We start from the raw sequence: 16538 nt of genomic DNA on the forward strand, positions 1-16538 counted from the left end.
CGGTTAATGTGTTCTGCTAAGCATTAAATCGGCGAATTGCCGTAATAGCTGGGTATTGTAAGGTAATCTGTCCAAGGCTTGAAGCGCTTGTGCATGATATTCTTGTAGTTGGTTTTGCGAAGCCGCTAAACCTAACAGTGCAGGAAAGGTCGATTTATTCGATTTCTCGTCTGAGCCAGCAGGTTTGCCAAGTGTCTCACTACTTGCTGTAACATCTAAAATGTCATCTTGGACTTGAAACGCTAATCCAATTGCGTCGGCGTATTCAAGCAATGAATCGGTATGTTGTTGCGGTATATCGCTAGCGAGCAGTGTGGCGCTTTTCACGCAAGCTTTCAGCAGGGCGCCGGTTTTTAGCCGGTGCAGTTGAATGAGATGCTCTAACGATACCTGTGTATCGGTTGCCGCAAGATCCATGGCTTGCCCGCCGCACATGCCCCGATACCCTGACGCCTCACTAATGCAGCGTACTAGGTTGATTCTGACACTGTCGCGTACAGTTTGTAGTGGAGTAGAGGCTAATATTTCAAACGCCAGTGTTTGCAGCGCATCGCCTGCCAAGATAGCGGTCGCTTCATCGAACTTAACATGGCAAGTGGGTTGACCTCGGCGTAAATCATCATCGTCCATAGCCGGAAGATCGTCATGGACCAAAGAATACGCATGTATGCATTCGATAGCAGCACCGACCGTTATTGCGTCACTTCCATCAACAGCCAGGGTATCGGCAACCACACAATGAAGTAACGGCCTCATGCGCTTTCCGCCAACCAGTAGGGCATACTCCACAGCCTGTTTTAGCGTTGGAGCATCATTGGGAAGGCTTTGGATTTGTTCGTTCAAAAACGCATTCACTCGTTGGTTAACCAATTGATGAAAGGCGTTGAGGTTTTGCTCACTCATTATTTGTGTCTAAGTCTCGTAATTCCGCATTACCACTTTGCGACATTAAAATTTGAACCTTTTGTTCTGCTGCATCCAGCGTGGCTTGACCTTGTTTGGTCAACTGTACGCCCCGTTCAAATTTTTCCAATGCTGTCTGTAAGGGCAAGTCACCTTGCTCCATATCTTTTACAATTTGCTCGAGTTCAGCGATCGTTTTTTCAAAATCGTTTTCTGACGCTTGCTCTTTACTCACGGAAACACCATGTCTGACCTGTGGGTTGATAACCGCGAACCTTACCGAAGGCACTGTGGAGGGTCAATGACTTTATCGTGCTACAAATAGTGATTTTTTTCTGGTAATTACGATTTGCGAGGTAGAGTATAGAAATTATTCCTCTGGTCGATACAATGACTACGAATAGAACGTTTACCAGTGTTGCAAAATAGGAGTCACACGTGGATTTAGCAACCGTCATAGGCATTGTTGGAGCAATTGGTTTTGTTGTCATGGCAATGGTGCTCGGCGGCGATATGGGTATGTTTATTAACGTCCCTTCGTTGTTAATTGTATTTGGTGGCACTATTTTCGTTGTGTTGTCCCAATTTACCCTCGGGCAATTTTTTGGCGCTGGGAAGGTCGCCGGCAAGGCCTTCATGTTCAAAATTGAAGCGCCTGAAGATCTCATTCAGAAAATTGTAGAAATGGCAGACGCAGCCCGTAAAGGTGGTTTCTTGGCCTTAGAAGAAGCTGAAATTGAAAATGGTTTCATGCAAAAGGGCGTCGATATGCTGGTTGATGGACATGACATAGACGTGGTGCGGGAAACGCTGGCCAAAGACATCAGTATGACCACTCAACGACATGAGTTTGGTGCAACCATATTTAAAGGCATGGGGGACGTCGCCCCAGCCATGGGAATGATTGGTACCTTGATTGGTCTGGTTGCCATGTTGAGTAACATGGATGACCCTAAAGCCATCGGCCCAGCCATGGCGGTTGCCCTCTTAACGACATTGTACGGCGCATTTTTTGCCAACGTTATTTGTTTGCCGATAGCGATTAAATTAGGCAATCGAGCTGAAGAAGAAAAACTCAATCAATCTCTGGTTCTTGATGGAATCGTAGGGATAGCGGATGGTCAAAACCCTCGTGTTATTGAAGGTATCTTAAAAAGCTATTTGGCCGCGAGTAAGCGTGCAGAACCGACTGAAGAAGACTAGCTATGAGTAGTCAAGACGAAGAATGTCCAAAATGCCCCCCCGAAGGCCTACCGCCTTGGATGGGAACCTTTGCTGATCTCATGTCGTTATTGATGTGTTTCTTCGTACTGCTATTGGCCTTCTCAGAGATGGATGTTCTGAAGTTTAAACAGATTGCAGGCTCCATGAAGTTTGCTTTCGGTGTACAGAATAAAATTGAAGTGAAGGATATCCCAAAAGGTACCAGTGTTATTGCTATGGAGTTTAGGCCAGGGCGCCCAGATCCAACGCCAATCGAAAACATTCAGCAGCAAACCATCGAAATGACCCAGCAAATGCTTGAGTTCCAAGCAGGCGATGAGGACTCCGCGGGTGGCCGTCAAAAGCAACGAGGAACTCAGCGTGGTGGTCAGGCTCAACAAACCGCGACTGATCAATCATCTTCTTCCACGCAACAAGCTGCGCAGGAAGAGGTCAACGAAATGATGAAAAAGGTGGCTCAACAATTAGAGAAGCAGATTGTTGACGGTTCTATTGAGATGGAGTCTTTAGGGCAGCAGATCACAATTCGAATTCGAGAAAATGGTTCGTTTTCGGCAGGATCTGCATTTTTACAACCGCAGTTTATCCCGATTATCCGTCAAATTGGTGAGTTGCTGGCTGATATGCCCGGCGAGATAGAAGTCTCAGGGCATAGTGATAGTCAACAAATATCCAATGAGCTATATCGGTCTAACTGGGATTTGTCCGCTCAACGTGCTGTCGCGGTGGCTGAAGAACTTAGACGTGCCAATGGTTTTGATGAATCGCGCATGTCCGTTGTTGGGCGAGCCGATACTGCGCCTCTGATTGAAGGGGAAGAAGCTGACGCGCGATCGCGAAACAGACGAGTTGAGATAGTGATCAATCAGGGTAAACCGATTATGTCTCAGCCTATTTCAGTGATTGAAGGTGACGGAAACGGCTAAGTGCTGAAACTTAGCCTGCGACAGCAAGTAACTGTTCGGCTTCGTTTGTTTGCACCGGCATAATCGATAACCTATGACCCGCTTTCACTAACGGAAGCTCAGTGATTTCAGGCATAGCCTTTATGCTTTTTAAGCTGATCACCTGTTTAAACGTTTGAACATGTTCTACTTCTACCATGTACCAGCGCGGGTTATCAGGCGTTGCTTTGGGATCAAAATATTTTGATTCAGGGTCAAACTGAGTCGTATCTACCAGACCAACGGCAGTAACTTTAGCCAGCCCAGTGATACCGATATTTTTGCAACTCGAATGGTAAATAAATACATGATCGCCAACCTTGACCGAGTCGCGCAAAAAGTTGCGCGCTTGGTAGTTGCGAACGCCATCCCAAGTCGCTCGTTTATTCGGATGGCGCTTCAGATCATCTATGCCAAATACGTCAGGCTCGGTTTTAAAAAGCCAATAGTTCATCAGGTTGTTCGAACGATCTCACCATTAAATTGAGGTTTGGATAATACCAGCTGAACCGTACTAATGGTACGCTCTAAAAACCCGCCTTCACAGTAGTTCATGTAGTATTGCCATAGGCGCATGAATCGGTCGTCATAACCATCATGTAACAAGGCTTCTCGGCTACTTTGAAATGCTTGCAACCAATCACGCAGCGTTCGGGCATAGTCTAAACCAATATCGTGTAGGTCACGTATCATCAGGTCGGTGTGTTGCTTTAACGCTTTATTCATCACAAATTGTGATGGCAGAAAGCCTCCTGGGAAAATATGTTTTTGAATAAAATCGACACCGTTTGCATAGCTATCATAGCGGCGATCGTCGATGGTAATGGCCTGCAATACCATGAGTCCATCGGGTTTAAGCAGTGATGCACATTTTTTGAAAAAGTTATTCAGGTATTCTTTTCCGACAGCCTCGATCATTTCGACCGAAACGAGTTTGTCGAACTTGCCTTCTAGCAAGCGGTAGTCCTTTTTCAACAGGGTGATTTGGTCCTGTAAACCTTCTTTTCTTACCCATGCATCAGCATAGGCAAACTGTTCTTCTGATATGGTGGTTGTAGTTACTTTGCAGCCGTAATGTTTCGCCGCAAATACCGCCAAACCGCCCCATCCTGTGCCAATTTCAATCAGGTGATCAGACGCTTTTAGTTGCAATTTATCGCAGATAGATTTGAGCTTATGATGTTGAGCATCTGATAATGAACTGTTTACATCGGGGTATATGGCCGCCGAATACATCATGCTGCTGTCTAAAAAACGGGTGTACAGTTTATTTCCGAGATCATAGTGCGCGGCAATATTCTTTTTAGCTTGGACTTGTGAGTTCCTACGCAGCATATGTTTGATTTTGAGCACCGGCAAACTCAGCCATTTGAATTTTGCTTCCCATTTATCCAACGTGGATAAGTTACGCGCGAATAAACGAATAACGTTGGTGAGGTTAGGGGTGTCCCATAGACCATCGGTAAAGGTCTCACCTGAAGCGACGCTACCGCCCAATAACAGATGACGATAAGCGCGAGGATCTTTTATATTGACCTCTGCATGTAAGTCACTGTCCTTATCGCCAAAAACAGATACCACACTAGCTTGTTCTTTAATGGTGAGCTGGCCGTGAGGGAGACTGGCCAGTACATTGAAAAATAATGACTTGCACAATTTGTCTACCCAGCTCATTTGTTGTTCAAATACTAAGGTTTGTTCACCATGGGTCATGATTTTTGTTCCTTCTTATTAGTTGGGTACGAGTAAAACGGCACTCTTTTTAAAAACAGTTTCAAGGCTTGCCAATAGATCCCAATGACCGTTCTTAATGCCATACTCGGAATAGACATAACTACGTGTCTAAGGCTATTTGAGTTCAATAGCTCTCGTTTCATATTTAGCGCTGCGGTGAAATGCCGCGTTTGTTGGTGGCAAGACAGCGAAAGTTGCAAGCGCTCATTGGGCTGGCGGATTGACCAACGGTAAACCATGTCCATTGGATTAAACGGTGACACATGAAATTGCTTGGCGGTATTTTCTTGCGAGTTTAAATCAACCAGATAATGGTGACGTTGATTCCATGGCGTGTTACTAACTTCCGCTAGCATATGAGTAAAATGCCCGTCATCGTTGCGCACAAAGTAAAAATTAACTGGACTAAAATAGAGACCAAAGGTTCGGACTTGCCCGAGCAAAAATACCGTACCCTGAATATTAACCCCAGCTAACGCCGAGCAACGCGCTAACACTGCTTGTTCAAGCGGTTCAGCTGGGTCTCCGAGGTAATCGGCGCGGTTAAATTGCAAAGGTGCGAAGCCGCTAGCTGAAAAGCCTTTGACATTGGCGTCGATAAATTCAATTTCATCTAGCCTCAACCACAATAAAAAAATGTCATAGGTGAAGGCATGCTTTTTCGGCACAACTCGTTGATGATAAACCTCGCCACGATACAGAGCGCTTTCCACTAGTCGTTCCTCACAATGACGTTCCGAATCGTTTGCATACGTCGAGTGCGCTTTTTACGCCATCTTCGTGAAATCCGTTATACCAATAAGCCCCGCAAAAATGTAAGCCATTCACTCCACAGATAGCACTCCGGCGTTGCTGCGCTTTCACCATAGTGTGATTGTACTGTGGATGTGCGTACTGATAGACCCCTAAAATTTTGTCAGGATCTATTTGCTTAGTGTTATTCAAGGTTACACAGAAAGTATGAGGTGCAGTCAAGCGCTGCAATATATTCATGTTGTACGTCACAGAGGCCGGCTGTTGGTTCTCATTGTCGATTCCCTTAATCAGGTAATTCCAGCTGGCCCAGGCGAGTCGCCGCTGGGGCAATAAAGCCGTATCAGTGTGCAAAACGACTTCATTCATTTCATAAGGAATGGCGCCTAAAATGTCTGCTTGTTCAGCCGTTGGTTCGCTTAGCATGGCTAAGGCTTGGTCGCTATGACAGGCAAAAATCACTTCGTCAAACGTGTTTACCTCTCCGCTTTTGGTTTGGACGTTGTACGTCGCTTCATTGCGCGTAACGGCGTGAACGGGGCTTTGTAAGCGAATATGTTGCTTGAATCCCGCGGTTAACGGTTCGATATACGTACTTGAACCGCCCACAATGGTGTACCACTGAGGTCTATTCGTTATATTGAGCAGTCCGTGATTGTTAAAGAATTGAAGAAAGAAGCGAAGGGGGAACTGTTTGGTTTGCTCAATTGACGCTGACCAAATAGCGGCGCACATGGGCAAAATGTAGTTGTTGGCAAAGGTATCGCTCAACCCCAACTCTTCAACGAAACCGAATAAGGTTTTGCTTTCATCCACTTCGCTGATATTCAATGCCTTACAGGCCTTGTTGAAGGTTAAAATGTCATTCACCATGCGCCAAAACGTAGGGCGAAATATATTGCGTCGCTGTGCAAACAGGCTATTGAGATTATTGCCATTATATTCAAGGTTATGCGCGCTGTTCTTTACACTGAAACTCATTTCAGTCGGCTGAGATGTAACCCCAATTTGATCCATCAACTTTATGAAATGAGGATATGTCCAGTCATTGAATACGATGAAGCCGGTATCAATGTCGTAGTGCTTTCCGTCGACTTCAACCTGCTTTGTCGCGGTATGCCCGCCAATATAATCGTTGGCTTCAAACAGTGTAATATCATGATCTTTGTGCAGCAGATAGCCACAGGTTAACCCTGAGATACCACTACCTATAATTGCTATCTTTTTTCGCATTGCTTATTTTCCGCGTTTCATTTGACGTTTCATTGCGATACACAGTGCTTGTTTAATGGCGTCTGGTAACACATTCAGTAAGCGCAGTATAAGGCTAAAGCGCGTGGGGAAATAAATCGATGAACGGCGCTTTTCAATGCCATTGAGTAAATCTTCTGCGGCTTCTTCCACGCTGATTTTCATCGGCATTTCGAAATCGTTTTTATTGGTTAAAGGTGTCTCTACAAAGCCCGGAGACACCGATTGCACGAGGACTCCTTCGCGCGCTAAGTCAACGGCCAAGCTTTTAGTAAAATAATGCAATGCGGCTTTACTGGCGCCGTAAGCCTGACTGCGAGTAAATGGCAACAAGCGAGCGAGAGAATCCACGATGACGATCTGATCGTCACGCATAAAATTATGTCGAAGAGCAGCAACGCAATTAACCACGCCAAAGAAATTGGGGTTGAATACGCGGTGAAACATCTCGGGTTCGATTGCGTCAGTATCTACGTACTCGCATGTGCCAGCATTCAACACCGCGATATCACAGTCTATTGAGTTCAGAGCCTGAAACGTTTCGTCTGCACAGGTAACGTCGAATTGTAATGTAGAAATATTATCCATTGCGGCGAGGTGCGCGAGTTTTTCTGAATTTCTACCGCAGGCTATTACCCGGTAGTCCCTTCGGGCAGCCAGTTTCGCTAGCGCCTCACCAATGCCTGACGTTGCGCCGGTAATAAGAATTGTTTTACTCATTGCAATCGCCTCTTAATTTTGCGCACCCAATAACCGAGAATCGGCACGTGCTCGTAAGCCATTTGACCGACATCGTAGTAATCGCGATGGTAAGTAACGTGAGAATCGTTAGTTTTGATGATTGATATCCCATCAACACTAATAGGTGTTGGCGTTTTTAACGCGGTTGACTCAAAACGCATTTGCCAGGTGACGACATATTTCTGTTCATCGATGGCGTCAACACTGTCTATGTCGAATTCACATGAGCGTGTGCCTGACAGTAACGCATTAAAATAATCAGTTAACTCAGCAATACCGTTGTGCTTGCCGATTGGGTCAATGAACTCAATGTCGTTTGCATACACATTGGATAGTCCGCTTACATCTCTCACATTAAGTTGCTGATAAAAATCGCAAAATTTACGTATTGCTTGCATTAATGATCGCTTTTAGTTGTCGATTCATCTTTTACCTTTAAATGTAGAAGGTAGATCAAGAAATGAGAAAATTTTGCAAAATGTACATGGCAAGCGATCCGTCTGTTGATTGCGCGCGTATAGTCGATCGTAAAGTCGCAAGAGGTGAATAGAACGTGCAAACATTGCCTTTATTTCCGCTCTCCGCCCACCTGTTACCGGGTGGTAGGTTGTCGTTGAGGATTTTTGAGCCGCGATATATACGTATGGTGAAAGAGGTTTGTGCTGCAAACGGGACATTTGTCGTCTGTATGCTCAAAGCCGATGGTGATAAAACACTTAACTCACATATACATAGCATAGGCACGCAAAGCCGGATAGTCGATTTTGATGTACTTGAAGACGGCCTTTTGGGTATTACGGTTGAGGGTGTGGCTTGTGTCGAAATTAGCAATATACAAACCGAAGATGATGGATTGCGAATAGGGGATTGTCGGTTAATCGAATTATGGCAGGACACTATTCCTCAGGAGGCCATCGAGCCTATGCACGTCCGATTGAAAGAGATATTTGAGAAATACCCTGAAGTAAATGGTCTTTATTTATCCCCTAATTTCGAAGATCCCGTGTGGGTTATACATCGCTGGCTAGAGTTGTTACCTGTTGATACTTCTCAAAAGCAAGCGTTCTTGGCGCAAAAAGATTGCAGCAAAGTGATAGAGTTTCTGCGACAATTAATAGACTGATCCATTATTTTCTTTTTAGCGTATCAAATAAAAAAGCTAAAAAGAGAATTCACATGCTAGTTGGAATACCGTTGGAATCAAACGACGCGCGTCCAGTCAGACCAATAGACTGCGCTGAAGAGATGTCACAGTATTTAGTTGACGTGGCTTCTAACAGAAGTAAAACGGCGTTTGCCAAAATATTTAGTTATTTTGCACCGCGGTTGCGCTCCTACGCGCTCAAGCAAATGGGCAATGAAGCGTTAGCGATGGAACTGGTGCAAGACACCATGTCAAACGTTTGGCAAAAAGCGCATTTGTTCAACGCAGAGAAAGGGTCTCCCTCCACTTGGATTTTCACTATTGCACGTAACATTCGCTTCGATATGTTACGCAAACTGCAAAACAGAAAAGAAGACATCTGCTCGGAAGACCTTTGGCCGGTATTATGTGAACAAACCGCTGATCAAAACGAAACGTCTCTGGAAGAGCAAATGACGCTTGAACAGCTCGGTCACCTGTTTGATTCATTGCCAACTAAACAACGTGTTGTTATTGAAGCAATATACATTGATGGTAAGTCGCAACAAGAAGTAGCAGATGAATTAGATATCCCGTTAGGCACCGTCAAGTCACGTACGCGCCTAGCATTACAACGTTTGAAAGATATGATAAAGCAGTATGATTAATTTCCACCCCACGCATGAACAAATACGCAGCTTCGCTGAGGGAACATCTTCTTCAGCGGAAGCGCTCATGATTTCAGCTCACTGCGATATGTGTCCTCGTTGTATGGAACGTGTGCGCAGTGCGAGTGCGACGATGGCCAATGAAGCCTTCGCGGCCATTGATGACGATCCGAAGTTAACCGATATGTTGTCGGCTATTTTGTCACAGCCAACCACTGAGATTGAAACGGTTAGTCGCAAAATGCCAGACTCAATTGAATTGGACGGGCGTTCCTTCAAATTACCGCGAGCGCTACAACGTTATGCCAGTAAGACCGGTAATTGGTCATCTCTTGTGGGCAAACTATGGCAAGCGCCTGTTGATCTTGGTGATTTAGGCGTTGCGCATTTTATCTATATGGAAAAAGGTGGCCGTGTACCCGAGCACACGCACAGAGGCTCTGAAATGACATTGGTCATTAATGGAGAATTCAGTGACGGTTTGTCGCATTACGACTCTGGCGATTTTATCTCACTTACCGGTGAACACACGCATGCGCCGATTTCTGATGCTGATGAAGGTTGTTTAGTATTTAGTATAGTGGATAAGCCATTACACTTTACCTCTGGCTTAGCTCGATTACTTAATCCTTTTAGTCATTTATTCTTTAAATAAAAAAAGCGTCCTAGGACGCTTTTTTTTATGAAATGAAATCACTTTCTGGATAATTCAACTTCAGCGTTTTTAATGCATTTTGTTTGAGTTCATCTAATCCCAACTGATCATAGCTGGCGACCATGATTTCTAAGGCTTGTTGCACTTGGTCTGAATCAGGGTAGTGCTCTAATACATAACGGCCTCGGTTCGCAGCTGCTACATATGCTTGGCGACGCATATAAAAGCGCGCAATAGCGATTTCATAGCTGGCCAGACGGTTTTTAATAAATAGCATGCGTTTTTGCGCGTCAGCGGCATACTTGCTATTGGGATATTTCTCTATCAACCGACGGAAATCTTCAAAAGCTTCGCGTGATTTTGATGGATCTCTGTCGGTGCGATCGATATTCAATAATTCTTGGAACAGATTATTATCTGATTCCATGTTGGTTAAGCCCCGCATGTAATGAGCGTAATCAACATCTGAATGATTTGGGTTTAGGCGAATGAAACGATCAATCGTCGCCAATGTTTGATCAGCTTTGCCCGATTTATAATGGCTGTAAATCAAGTCTAACTGAACTTGGTGCGACAATGGGCCGAAAGGAAAACGGCTGTCCAGCGTGCTTAGCGTAGTTGCTGCACCGGCAAAATTGCCGGCTTCCATTTGACGCTTGGCCTGATCATATAACGATTGAGCGCCTCTATCGGCAGCGATAACTTGTTCTTCATTGTCAGAAGAGCTGCACCCAGAAAGTAATAATACTGCTGAAAAACATGCAACTGATAATAGTTGTTGATACTTCATTAACCCTGTCCTGTCTGGCTATTAATTCGATTGCCATTCGATAATGCGGCGTATTCTAACGCATTGCATGACATAATTCCTACTGATAAACCCACTTCTCTACGAATGAATTTGCTATAATGCGCCAAACACTAGTGTAAGGTTATTATGAGCGAAACCACTACAGCAATTCATTTAACAGCGGACACGGACTTATCAGTCCATGGTTTACGCTTAGATCAAGCAATTGCTAATTTGTTCCCAGAATATTCACGTTCAAAGCTAAAAGCTTGGATCCTTGATGGTTGTGTAAAGATCGACGGCGATGTTTGCATTATTCCCAGACAAAAATTGCAAGGTTTTGAGTCAATAGAAATCGATGCTAAGGCTGAAATCCAAGTCAGCCACGAAGCGCAAGAAATAGCACTCGATGTAGTGTATGAAGATGACCATATTTTGGTGATCAATAAACCCGCTGATTTGATCGTGCATCCTGGGGCAGGTAATCCAACCGGCACCATATTGAATGCATTGTTGGCCAAAGTCCCCAATATTAACACTGTGCCACGAGCAGGTATCGTACACCGCCTCGATAAAGATACGACAGGGTTGATGGTTATTGCGAAAACGCTGGAGGCGCAAACACATTTAGTGGATCAATTACAAACACGTACTATGAGTCGTGAGTACGAAGCGGTAGTCATTGGTACTCTCGTCGCAGGTGGGCTGGTGGATGAGCCGATTGGTCGTCACCCAACTAAGCGCACTTTGATGGCGGTCAGAGAGTCGGGTAAGCCAGCAGTGACACATTATCGTGTTATGAAGAAATTCCGCGCACACACGCATTTACGTTTAAAACTTGAATCGGGTCGAACTCACCAAATTCGCGTGCACATGGCGCATATAAAACATCCAATAGTCGGTGATCCAGTCTATGGCGGACGCCCTCGCATGCCTAAAGGTGCAGATGAAAGTCTTATTCAAGCGATCCGTCAATTTAAACGACAAGCGCTACACGCGGCACAATTGTCATTGTACCACCCTGTGACGGAAGAATGGATGACATGGCAAGCCCCACTTCCTGACGATATGCGCTCATTGCTCACTTTGCTGGACACAGATACTCAACAATTTGGATTGGATGACTAAGCCAGATTTCTACAAAAAGGTTGAATGGTCAGCACCCTCGCATGTGCTGGCTTATACGACTTTTCGCTCAGGAGGGATGAGTGAAGGGCCTTATGCAAGTTTAAACGTGGGCAACCATGTTGGTGATAAGCTTGCTCATGTTGACCACAACCGCTCTCTTTTGCCCTTTAGTCAGCAAATTCATTGGCTAAACCAAACGCATAGCAATCATGTCATTGAGTTGCCTGCGAAAGAACACAATGCTGATGCGACATTCACATCTCAAGCCGGCGTCATGTGTGCGGTAATGACCGCCGATTGTGTGCCAGTGTTACTGACCGATACTAAAGGTGAAATTGTTGCGGCAGTGCATGCGGGTATGAAAGGGTTAAAAGACCAGATAATTGTCAACACGGTAGATAAAGCCTTTAATAATGTTAGTCGCAATCAGATCATTGCATGGGTCGGTCCGCACATTGGCGTTTGTCACTACGAAATCAGCGAAAAGGAAGCATTACCTTTTTCCAATATTGCGAGCGCTTCTTCGCCCAGTGTTAATCCGGGAAAAGTGATGTTGAATCTAGGCGTTATTGCCCAATATCAATTGAATCGCCTTGGCATTGAAACGGTCTTTGACGAAGATCAATGTACCTATTGCGAAGACCAACTATTCTTTTCTTATCGTCGAGCGACACACCAAGGTTACAAAAATTGTGGGCGTATGGTATCCACAATAATGTTGCTCGAAAAATCATCAACTTAGTTCTAAAAACTTGAATTTACTCAATTAAATACCCACATAGATAGTAAGTGATAAAACGTTTATGGGAATGAATACATGCGTTTAGATAGATTTACTAGCAAATTCCAAATGGCCATCTCGGATGCGCAGTCGTTGGCATTAGGCCGAGATCATCAATACATTGAACCTGTGCATTTGATGACGGCGTTACTCAATCAACAAGGTAGTGTATTACGCACATTGTATGAGCACGCTGGCGTCAATGTTAATAGTTTGCGTTCTGCATTGTCTGAGGCTGTAGACCGATTACCACGCGTTGAAGGCGTGGGCGGTGACGTGCAGTTGGCGAAAGACTCAGTGGTGCTGCTGAATCTATGCGACAAGATCGCTCAACAGCGCAAAGATGAGTACATCACATCTGAAATTTTCGTTTTGGCCGCTCTGCAGGACAAAGGCAAGCTCGGACAATTATTGAAAGAGTCTGGCGCAACAGAGCAAAACATCAATCAAGCGATCGATCGGATACGCGGTGGGCAGAAAGTGACCGATCCCAATGCGGAAGATGTAAGGCAAGCATTAGAAAAATACACCACAGATTTAACAGAGCGCGCCGAACAAGGGAAATTGGATCCAGTTATCGGTCGAGATGATGAAATTCGTCGTACAGTTCAGGTTTTGCAACGCAGAACGAAGAATAACCCGGTGCTGATTGGTGAGCCTGGCGTTGGTAAAACAGCGATTGTCGAAGGTTTAGCTCAGCGTATTGTGAATGGCGAGGTGCCAGAAGGCCTTAAGAACAAGCGAGTATTAGCCCTTGATATGGGCGCGCTAGTCGCAGGTGCCAAATACCGAGGTGAATTTGAAGAGCGTCTAAAAGCGGTGCTTAACGAGCTGTCTAAAGAAGAAGGGCGAGTTATTTTATTTATTGATGAACTTCATACCATGGTGGGCGCTGGTAAAACGGATGGCGCGATGGATGCAGGTAACTTACTGAAGCCTTCATTGGCCAGAGGCGAATTGCACTGTGTTGGCGCCACTACACTGGATGAATATCGTCAATATATCGAAAAAGATGCGGCTCTTGAGCGTCGATTCCAAAAAGTATTGGTTGACCAACCTAGCGTTGAAGACACGATTGCCATCTTGCGTGGGCTCAAAGAACGTTACGAGCTGCATCATTCAGTTGATATTACTGACCCTGCGATCGTGGCTGCAGCAACCTTGTCTCAACGCTATATCAGTGACAGACAGCTACCAGACAAAGCTATTGATCTAATAGACGAAGCTGCTTCGAGTATTCGTTTGCAAATGGATTCCAAACCGGAAGAAATGGATCGATTGGAGCGCCGCATTATTCAACTTAAGTTGGAAGAGCAAGCGCTGGCGAAAGAAACGGACGATGCCAGCCATAAGCGTTTGGAAGTGATTGAGCTTGAACGTGAAAAGCTGGAGATCAAGTACGCAGAGCTAGATGCGGTATGGAAACAAGAAAAAGATGCGATGCAAGGTACTCAGTCAATTAAGTCTGAGTTGGAACAAGCCAAGTTAGATTTGGAAATTGCGCGCCGCGCGTCTGATTTAAGTCGTATGTCAGAACTTCAATACGGTCGTATTCCTGAGCTAGAGCAGCGTTTGGAAAGAGCATCTGAACAAGAGAATATAGAAACTCAGCTATTAAAGAATAAAGTGACAGACAATGAGATTGCTGAAGTGCTGTCTCGTTGGACGGGTATCCCCGTATCAAAAATGCTCGAAGGCGAACGAGATAAATTAATTCGCATGGAAGAGGCACTGCATCACCGAGTGGTGGGGCAGGATGAAGCAGTAACAGCAGTGTCCAATGCGATACGTCGTTCTCGAGCGGGTTTGGCTGATCCAAACCGTCCGATTGGTTCATTCTTATTCTTGGGTCCTACGGGGGTAGGTAAGACTGAACTGTGTAAGTCTTTGGCTAACTTTATGTTTGATTCAGAGCAGGCGATGGTGCGCATTGATATGTCTGAGTTTATGGAAAAGCACAGTGTGTCTCGATTAGTGGGTGCACCTCCTGGTTACGTGGGTTACGAAGAGGGTGGCTATTTAACCGAAGCCGTACGTCGCAAGCCATACTCAGTAATTTTATTGGATGAAGTAGAAAAGGCACATCCAGACGTCTTTAATATTTTACTGCAAGTACTGGATGATGGACGTTTGACTGATGGGCAAGGTAGAACCGTTGATTTCAAAAATACGGTTGTGATCATGACGTCAAATTTAGGCTCTGACATTATTCAAGATAAACATGAAGAAAGTCAGTACGATGAAATGAAGTCTATGGTGATGTCAGTTGTGGGCCAGCATTTTAGGCCTGAGTTTATAAACCGGGTTGACGATATAGTGGTATTCCACCCACTTGGCCGTGAACAGATCAAGTCTATAGCAATGATACAGTTGGCCGGATTACGTCAGCGTCTAGTCGATAAAGGCTACAAATTGGATATTTCCGCCACAGCGCTAGATAAGATTGCGGAGGCTGGATTCGACCCTGTGTTTGGCGCAAGACCGCTGAAGCGCGCTATTCAAACGGAAATTGAAAATCCGTTAGCACAACAAATATTATCTGGACAGTTGCTACCGGAGAGTACGATTAAGATAGATGTAGACGAGGGTATTGTGAGTTTTAGCTCTCATTAAAATAAGAAAGCCCATGGTTAAACATGGGCTTTTTTTTGTGTAGACATCCGCTGGAACAGGAACCTGGAACTAAAACTGAAAACCACGCACTTATTAAGTACTGCCAAAAAATTATCTAACGATTGAGTTAGTCGTTTTAGAGAAGCCTCTCTTTATCTGCAAGTGAACGGAAAACCGGGGACTAATAGTAATAGATAATTTTGTATGGCTTAATTGTTGGATCGCTAATGTGTTATATTGCGCGACGTTAATTAACGAGAGAGTTTTGAATGAGTCAGCGAAAAGGTATTTATTTACTTCCTAATTTATTGACAACTGCCGGTTTGTTTTCGGGTTTCTTTGCAGTTGTGTCTTCTATGAATGGGCGATTCGAAGCGGCCGCTGTCGCGATATTTGTTGCGATGATTTTTGATGGCCTTGATGGCCGGGTAGCCCGTATTACAAATACACAAAGTGAATTTGGTGCCGAGTACGATTCGATGGCCGATATGGTGTCATTTGGTGTTGCACCTGCATTAGTGGCTTACAACTGGGGCCTGACCGGTATGGGCAAACTCGGCTGGCTAGCAGCCTTTATATATGTAGCAGGTGCTGCTCTTCGCTTGGCAAGATTCAATACTCAGGTGGGTATCGCTGACAAACGTTTTTTTCAGGGGTTAGCAAGTCCCGCGGCGGCCGCTGTCGTTGCGGGTCTCGTATGGGTAGGTGTTGAGTATGATGTAAATGGCAGTGACTATGGCTTTATTGTTGCTGTTGTCACAGGCCTTACCGGCTTATTAATGGTTAGTAACTTTAAATATAATTCGTTTAAAGAAGTGAATTGGAGCGGCAAGGTCCCCTTCGTTGCACTACTATTAATAATGTTGGTCTTTGTGATCGTGGCAACAGAGCCTGCATTAGTATTATTTATCGTTTTTGCTTTATATGCTCTAGCAGGCCCAATCAACACGTTTCGAACGGTTGAGAAGGTTACATTGAAAGATGTAGTTGGCGACCATGAAGAAGACGCTGACTTCATAGAAAAAGCTGAAAAGTCATCCGAAACGGCAGATAAAGCACAAAAAAACGCCGAACCGAACAAAGAATGACCATTCGAACCGCTTTTTTAAAGTTTTTTCAAAAAAGCGGTTGACCTGAGATGTTAGGTCTGTAGAATGCGCGCTCGCTTCAACGGGAAGACGAAACAAACAAATCAACGGCAGTGCCAATGATTTGACGGAATCCCTTAGC

General features: G+C 44.8%; 18 protein-coding genes. 9 read left to right on the forward strand and 9 right to left on the reverse strand.

The genetic code is table 11. From position 1 onward, the window contains the following. Positions 1 to 3: 3 nt before the first annotated feature. Positions 4 to 903: a polyprenyl synthetase family protein gene (locus tag CSH93_RS11335; RefSeq protein ID WP_100643334.1), complete on the reverse strand. Its 900-nt coding sequence runs from the start codon at positions 901 to 903 to the stop codon at positions 4 to 6. After that, entirely contained in the window at positions 896 to 1138 is a 243-nt protein-coding gene (xseB, locus tag CSH93_RS11340) for an exodeoxyribonuclease VII small subunit (protein ID WP_100643335.1), read from the reverse strand. The genes CSH93_RS11335 and xseB overlap by 8 nt, the downstream gene beginning before the upstream one ends. A 203-nt stretch (positions 1139 to 1341) precedes the next feature. Here xseB and pomA point away from each other — a divergent pair, with 203 nt between their 5' ends. Next, positions 1342 to 2106 (forward strand): flagellar motor protein PomA, encoded by a 765-nt coding sequence (gene pomA / locus CSH93_RS11345; RefSeq protein ID WP_100643336.1) that lies wholly within the window; start codon positions 1342 to 1344, stop codon positions 2104 to 2106. Positions 2107 to 2108: 2 nt separating this feature from the next. Further along, positions 2109 to 3053: a flagellar motor protein MotB gene (locus tag CSH93_RS11350; protein WP_100643337.1), complete on the forward strand. Its 945-nt coding sequence runs from the start codon at positions 2109 to 2111 to the stop codon at positions 3051 to 3053. A gap of 10 nt (positions 3054 to 3063) precedes the next feature. Here CSH93_RS11350 and CSH93_RS11355 read toward each other — a convergent pair whose 3' ends face one another. Genes CSH93_RS11355 through CSH93_RS11380 form a run of 6 tightly spaced genes read right to left on the reverse strand, consistent with a single transcriptional unit; the run spans position 3064 to position 7948 of the window. After that, positions 3064 to 3525 carry an EVE domain-containing protein gene (locus CSH93_RS11355; RefSeq protein WP_100643338.1) on the reverse strand — a complete coding sequence of 154 codons (462 nt, stop codon included), beginning with the start codon at positions 3523 to 3525 and terminating at the stop codon, positions 3064 to 3066. After that, entirely contained in the window at positions 3525 to 4784 is a 1260-nt protein-coding gene (locus CSH93_RS11360; RefSeq protein WP_100643339.1) for an SAM-dependent methyltransferase, read from the reverse strand. The genes CSH93_RS11355 and CSH93_RS11360 overlap by 1 nt, the downstream gene beginning before the upstream one ends. Next, positions 4781 to 5518 carry a DUF1365 domain-containing protein gene (locus tag CSH93_RS11365; RefSeq protein ID WP_100643340.1) on the reverse strand — a complete coding sequence of 246 codons (738 nt, stop codon included), beginning with the start codon at positions 5516 to 5518 and terminating at the stop codon, positions 4781 to 4783. The genes CSH93_RS11360 and CSH93_RS11365 overlap by 4 nt, the downstream gene beginning before the upstream one ends. 10 nt (positions 5519 to 5528) lie before the next feature. Then, positions 5529 to 6791, reverse strand: coding sequence for an NAD(P)/FAD-dependent oxidoreductase (locus CSH93_RS11370; protein WP_100643341.1), 1263 nt, complete (start codon positions 6789 to 6791; stop codon positions 5529 to 5531). Between the two features lie 3 nt (positions 6792 to 6794). After that, on the reverse strand, positions 6795 to 7529 hold the full coding sequence (locus CSH93_RS11375; protein ID WP_100643342.1) for an SDR family NAD(P)-dependent oxidoreductase: 735 nt from the start codon (positions 7527 to 7529) through the stop codon (positions 6795 to 6797). Further along, positions 7526 to 7948 (reverse strand): nuclear transport factor 2 family protein, encoded by a 423-nt coding sequence (locus tag CSH93_RS11380; protein WP_100643343.1) that lies wholly within the window; start codon positions 7946 to 7948, stop codon positions 7526 to 7528. The genes CSH93_RS11375 and CSH93_RS11380 overlap by 4 nt, the downstream gene beginning before the upstream one ends. 155 nt (positions 7949 to 8103) lie before the next feature. Here CSH93_RS11380 and CSH93_RS11385 point away from each other — a divergent pair, with 155 nt between their 5' ends. The 3 genes from CSH93_RS11385 to CSH93_RS11395 are packed head-to-tail and all read left to right on the forward strand — an operon-like array spanning position 8104 to position 9996. Further along, positions 8104 to 8673, forward strand: a complete 570-nt coding sequence (locus tag CSH93_RS11385) for an LON peptidase substrate-binding domain-containing protein (RefSeq protein ID WP_100643344.1) — start codon at positions 8104 to 8106, stop codon at positions 8671 to 8673. Between the two features lie 53 nt (positions 8674 to 8726). Continuing rightward, positions 8727 to 9341, forward strand: coding sequence for a sigma-70 family RNA polymerase sigma factor (locus CSH93_RS11390; RefSeq protein WP_100643345.1), 615 nt, complete (start codon positions 8727 to 8729; stop codon positions 9339 to 9341). Further along, entirely contained in the window at positions 9334 to 9996 is a 663-nt protein-coding gene (locus CSH93_RS11395; protein ID WP_100643346.1) for a ChrR family anti-sigma-E factor, read from the forward strand. The genes CSH93_RS11390 and CSH93_RS11395 overlap by 8 nt, the downstream gene beginning before the upstream one ends. 25 nt (positions 9997 to 10021) lie before the next feature. On the opposite strand, the gene CSH93_RS11400 is transcribed toward CSH93_RS11395, so the two are convergent. Then, positions 10022 to 10786 carry an outer membrane protein assembly factor BamD gene (locus CSH93_RS11400; protein WP_100643347.1) on the reverse strand — a complete coding sequence of 255 codons (765 nt, stop codon included), beginning with the start codon at positions 10784 to 10786 and terminating at the stop codon, positions 10022 to 10024. Positions 10787 to 10933: 147 nt separating this feature from the next. On the opposite strand from CSH93_RS11400, the gene rluD reads away from it, so the two are divergent. From rluD to pssA, 4 genes are all read left to right on the forward strand, one after another. After that, on the forward strand, positions 10934 to 11914 hold the full coding sequence (gene rluD, locus CSH93_RS11405) for a 23S rRNA pseudouridine(1911/1915/1917) synthase RluD (protein ID WP_100643348.1): 981 nt from the start codon (positions 10934 to 10936) through the stop codon (positions 11912 to 11914). Next, a complete protein-coding gene (gene pgeF / locus CSH93_RS11410; RefSeq protein WP_100643349.1) occupies positions 11907 to 12656 on the forward strand; it encodes a peptidoglycan editing factor PgeF in 750 nt (249 codons plus the stop codon). Before rluD ends, pgeF begins: the two co-directional genes overlap by 8 nt. 75 nt (positions 12657 to 12731) lie before the next feature. Continuing rightward, a complete protein-coding gene (clpB, locus tag CSH93_RS11415; protein ID WP_100643350.1) occupies positions 12732 to 15308 on the forward strand; it encodes an ATP-dependent chaperone ClpB in 2577 nt (858 codons plus the stop codon). A 269-nt stretch (positions 15309 to 15577) separates the two neighbouring features. After that, entirely contained in the window at positions 15578 to 16396 is an 819-nt protein-coding gene (gene pssA / locus CSH93_RS11420; RefSeq protein WP_100643351.1) for a CDP-diacylglycerol--serine O-phosphatidyltransferase, read from the forward strand. The last annotated feature ends 142 nt before the right edge of the window (positions 16397 to 16538 follow it).

This window comes from Neoalteromonas facilis, assembly GCF_002807665.1.
Lineage (GTDB): Bacteria > Pseudomonadota > Gammaproteobacteria > Enterobacterales > Alteromonadaceae > Alteromonas_E > Alteromonas_E facilis.

What these genes read in the sequence shown, in the direction of transcription:
- CSH93_RS11335 (WP_100643334.1), bottom strand. Translation starts at nt 903, where the DNA reads ATGAGTGAGCAAAACCTCAACGCCTTTCATCAATTGGTTAACCAACGA.
- CSH93_RS11350 (WP_100643337.1), top strand. Translation starts at nt 2,109, where the DNA reads ATGAGTAGTCAAGACGAAGAATGTCCAAAATGCCCCCCCGAAGGCCTA.
- CSH93_RS11355 (WP_100643338.1), bottom strand. Translation starts at nt 3,525, where the DNA reads ATGAACTATTGGCTTTTTAAAACCGAGCCTGACGTATTTGGCATAGAT.
- CSH93_RS11360 (WP_100643339.1), bottom strand. Translation starts at nt 4,784, where the DNA reads ATGACCCATGGTGAACAAACCTTAGTATTTGAACAACAAATGAGCTGG.
- CSH93_RS11370 (WP_100643341.1), bottom strand. Translation starts at nt 6,791, where the DNA reads ATGCGAAAAAAGATAGCAATTATAGGTAGTGGTATCTCAGGGTTAACC.
- CSH93_RS11375 (WP_100643342.1), bottom strand. Translation starts at nt 7,529, where the DNA reads ATGAGTAAAACAATTCTTATTACCGGCGCAACGTCAGGCATTGGTGAG.
- CSH93_RS11380 (WP_100643343.1), bottom strand. Translation starts at nt 7,948, where the DNA reads ATGCAAGCAATACGTAAATTTTGCGATTTTTATCAGCAACTTAATGTG.
- CSH93_RS11390 (WP_100643345.1), top strand. Translation starts at nt 8,727, where the DNA reads ATGCTAGTTGGAATACCGTTGGAATCAAACGACGCGCGTCCAGTCAGA.
- CSH93_RS11395 (WP_100643346.1), top strand. Translation starts at nt 9,334, where the DNA reads ATGATTAATTTCCACCCCACGCATGAACAAATACGCAGCTTCGCTGAG.
- CSH93_RS11400 (WP_100643347.1), bottom strand. Translation starts at nt 10,786, where the DNA reads ATGAAGTATCAACAACTATTATCAGTTGCATGTTTTTCAGCAGTATTA.
- rluD (WP_100643348.1), top strand. Translation starts at nt 10,934, where the DNA reads ATGAGCGAAACCACTACAGCAATTCATTTAACAGCGGACACGGACTTA.
- pgeF (WP_100643349.1), top strand. Translation starts at nt 11,907, where the DNA reads ATGACTAAGCCAGATTTCTACAAAAAGGTTGAATGGTCAGCACCCTCG.
- clpB (WP_100643350.1), top strand. Translation starts at nt 12,732, where the DNA reads ATGCGTTTAGATAGATTTACTAGCAAATTCCAAATGGCCATCTCGGAT.
- pssA (WP_100643351.1), top strand. Translation starts at nt 15,578, where the DNA reads ATGAGTCAGCGAAAAGGTATTTATTTACTTCCTAATTTATTGACAACT.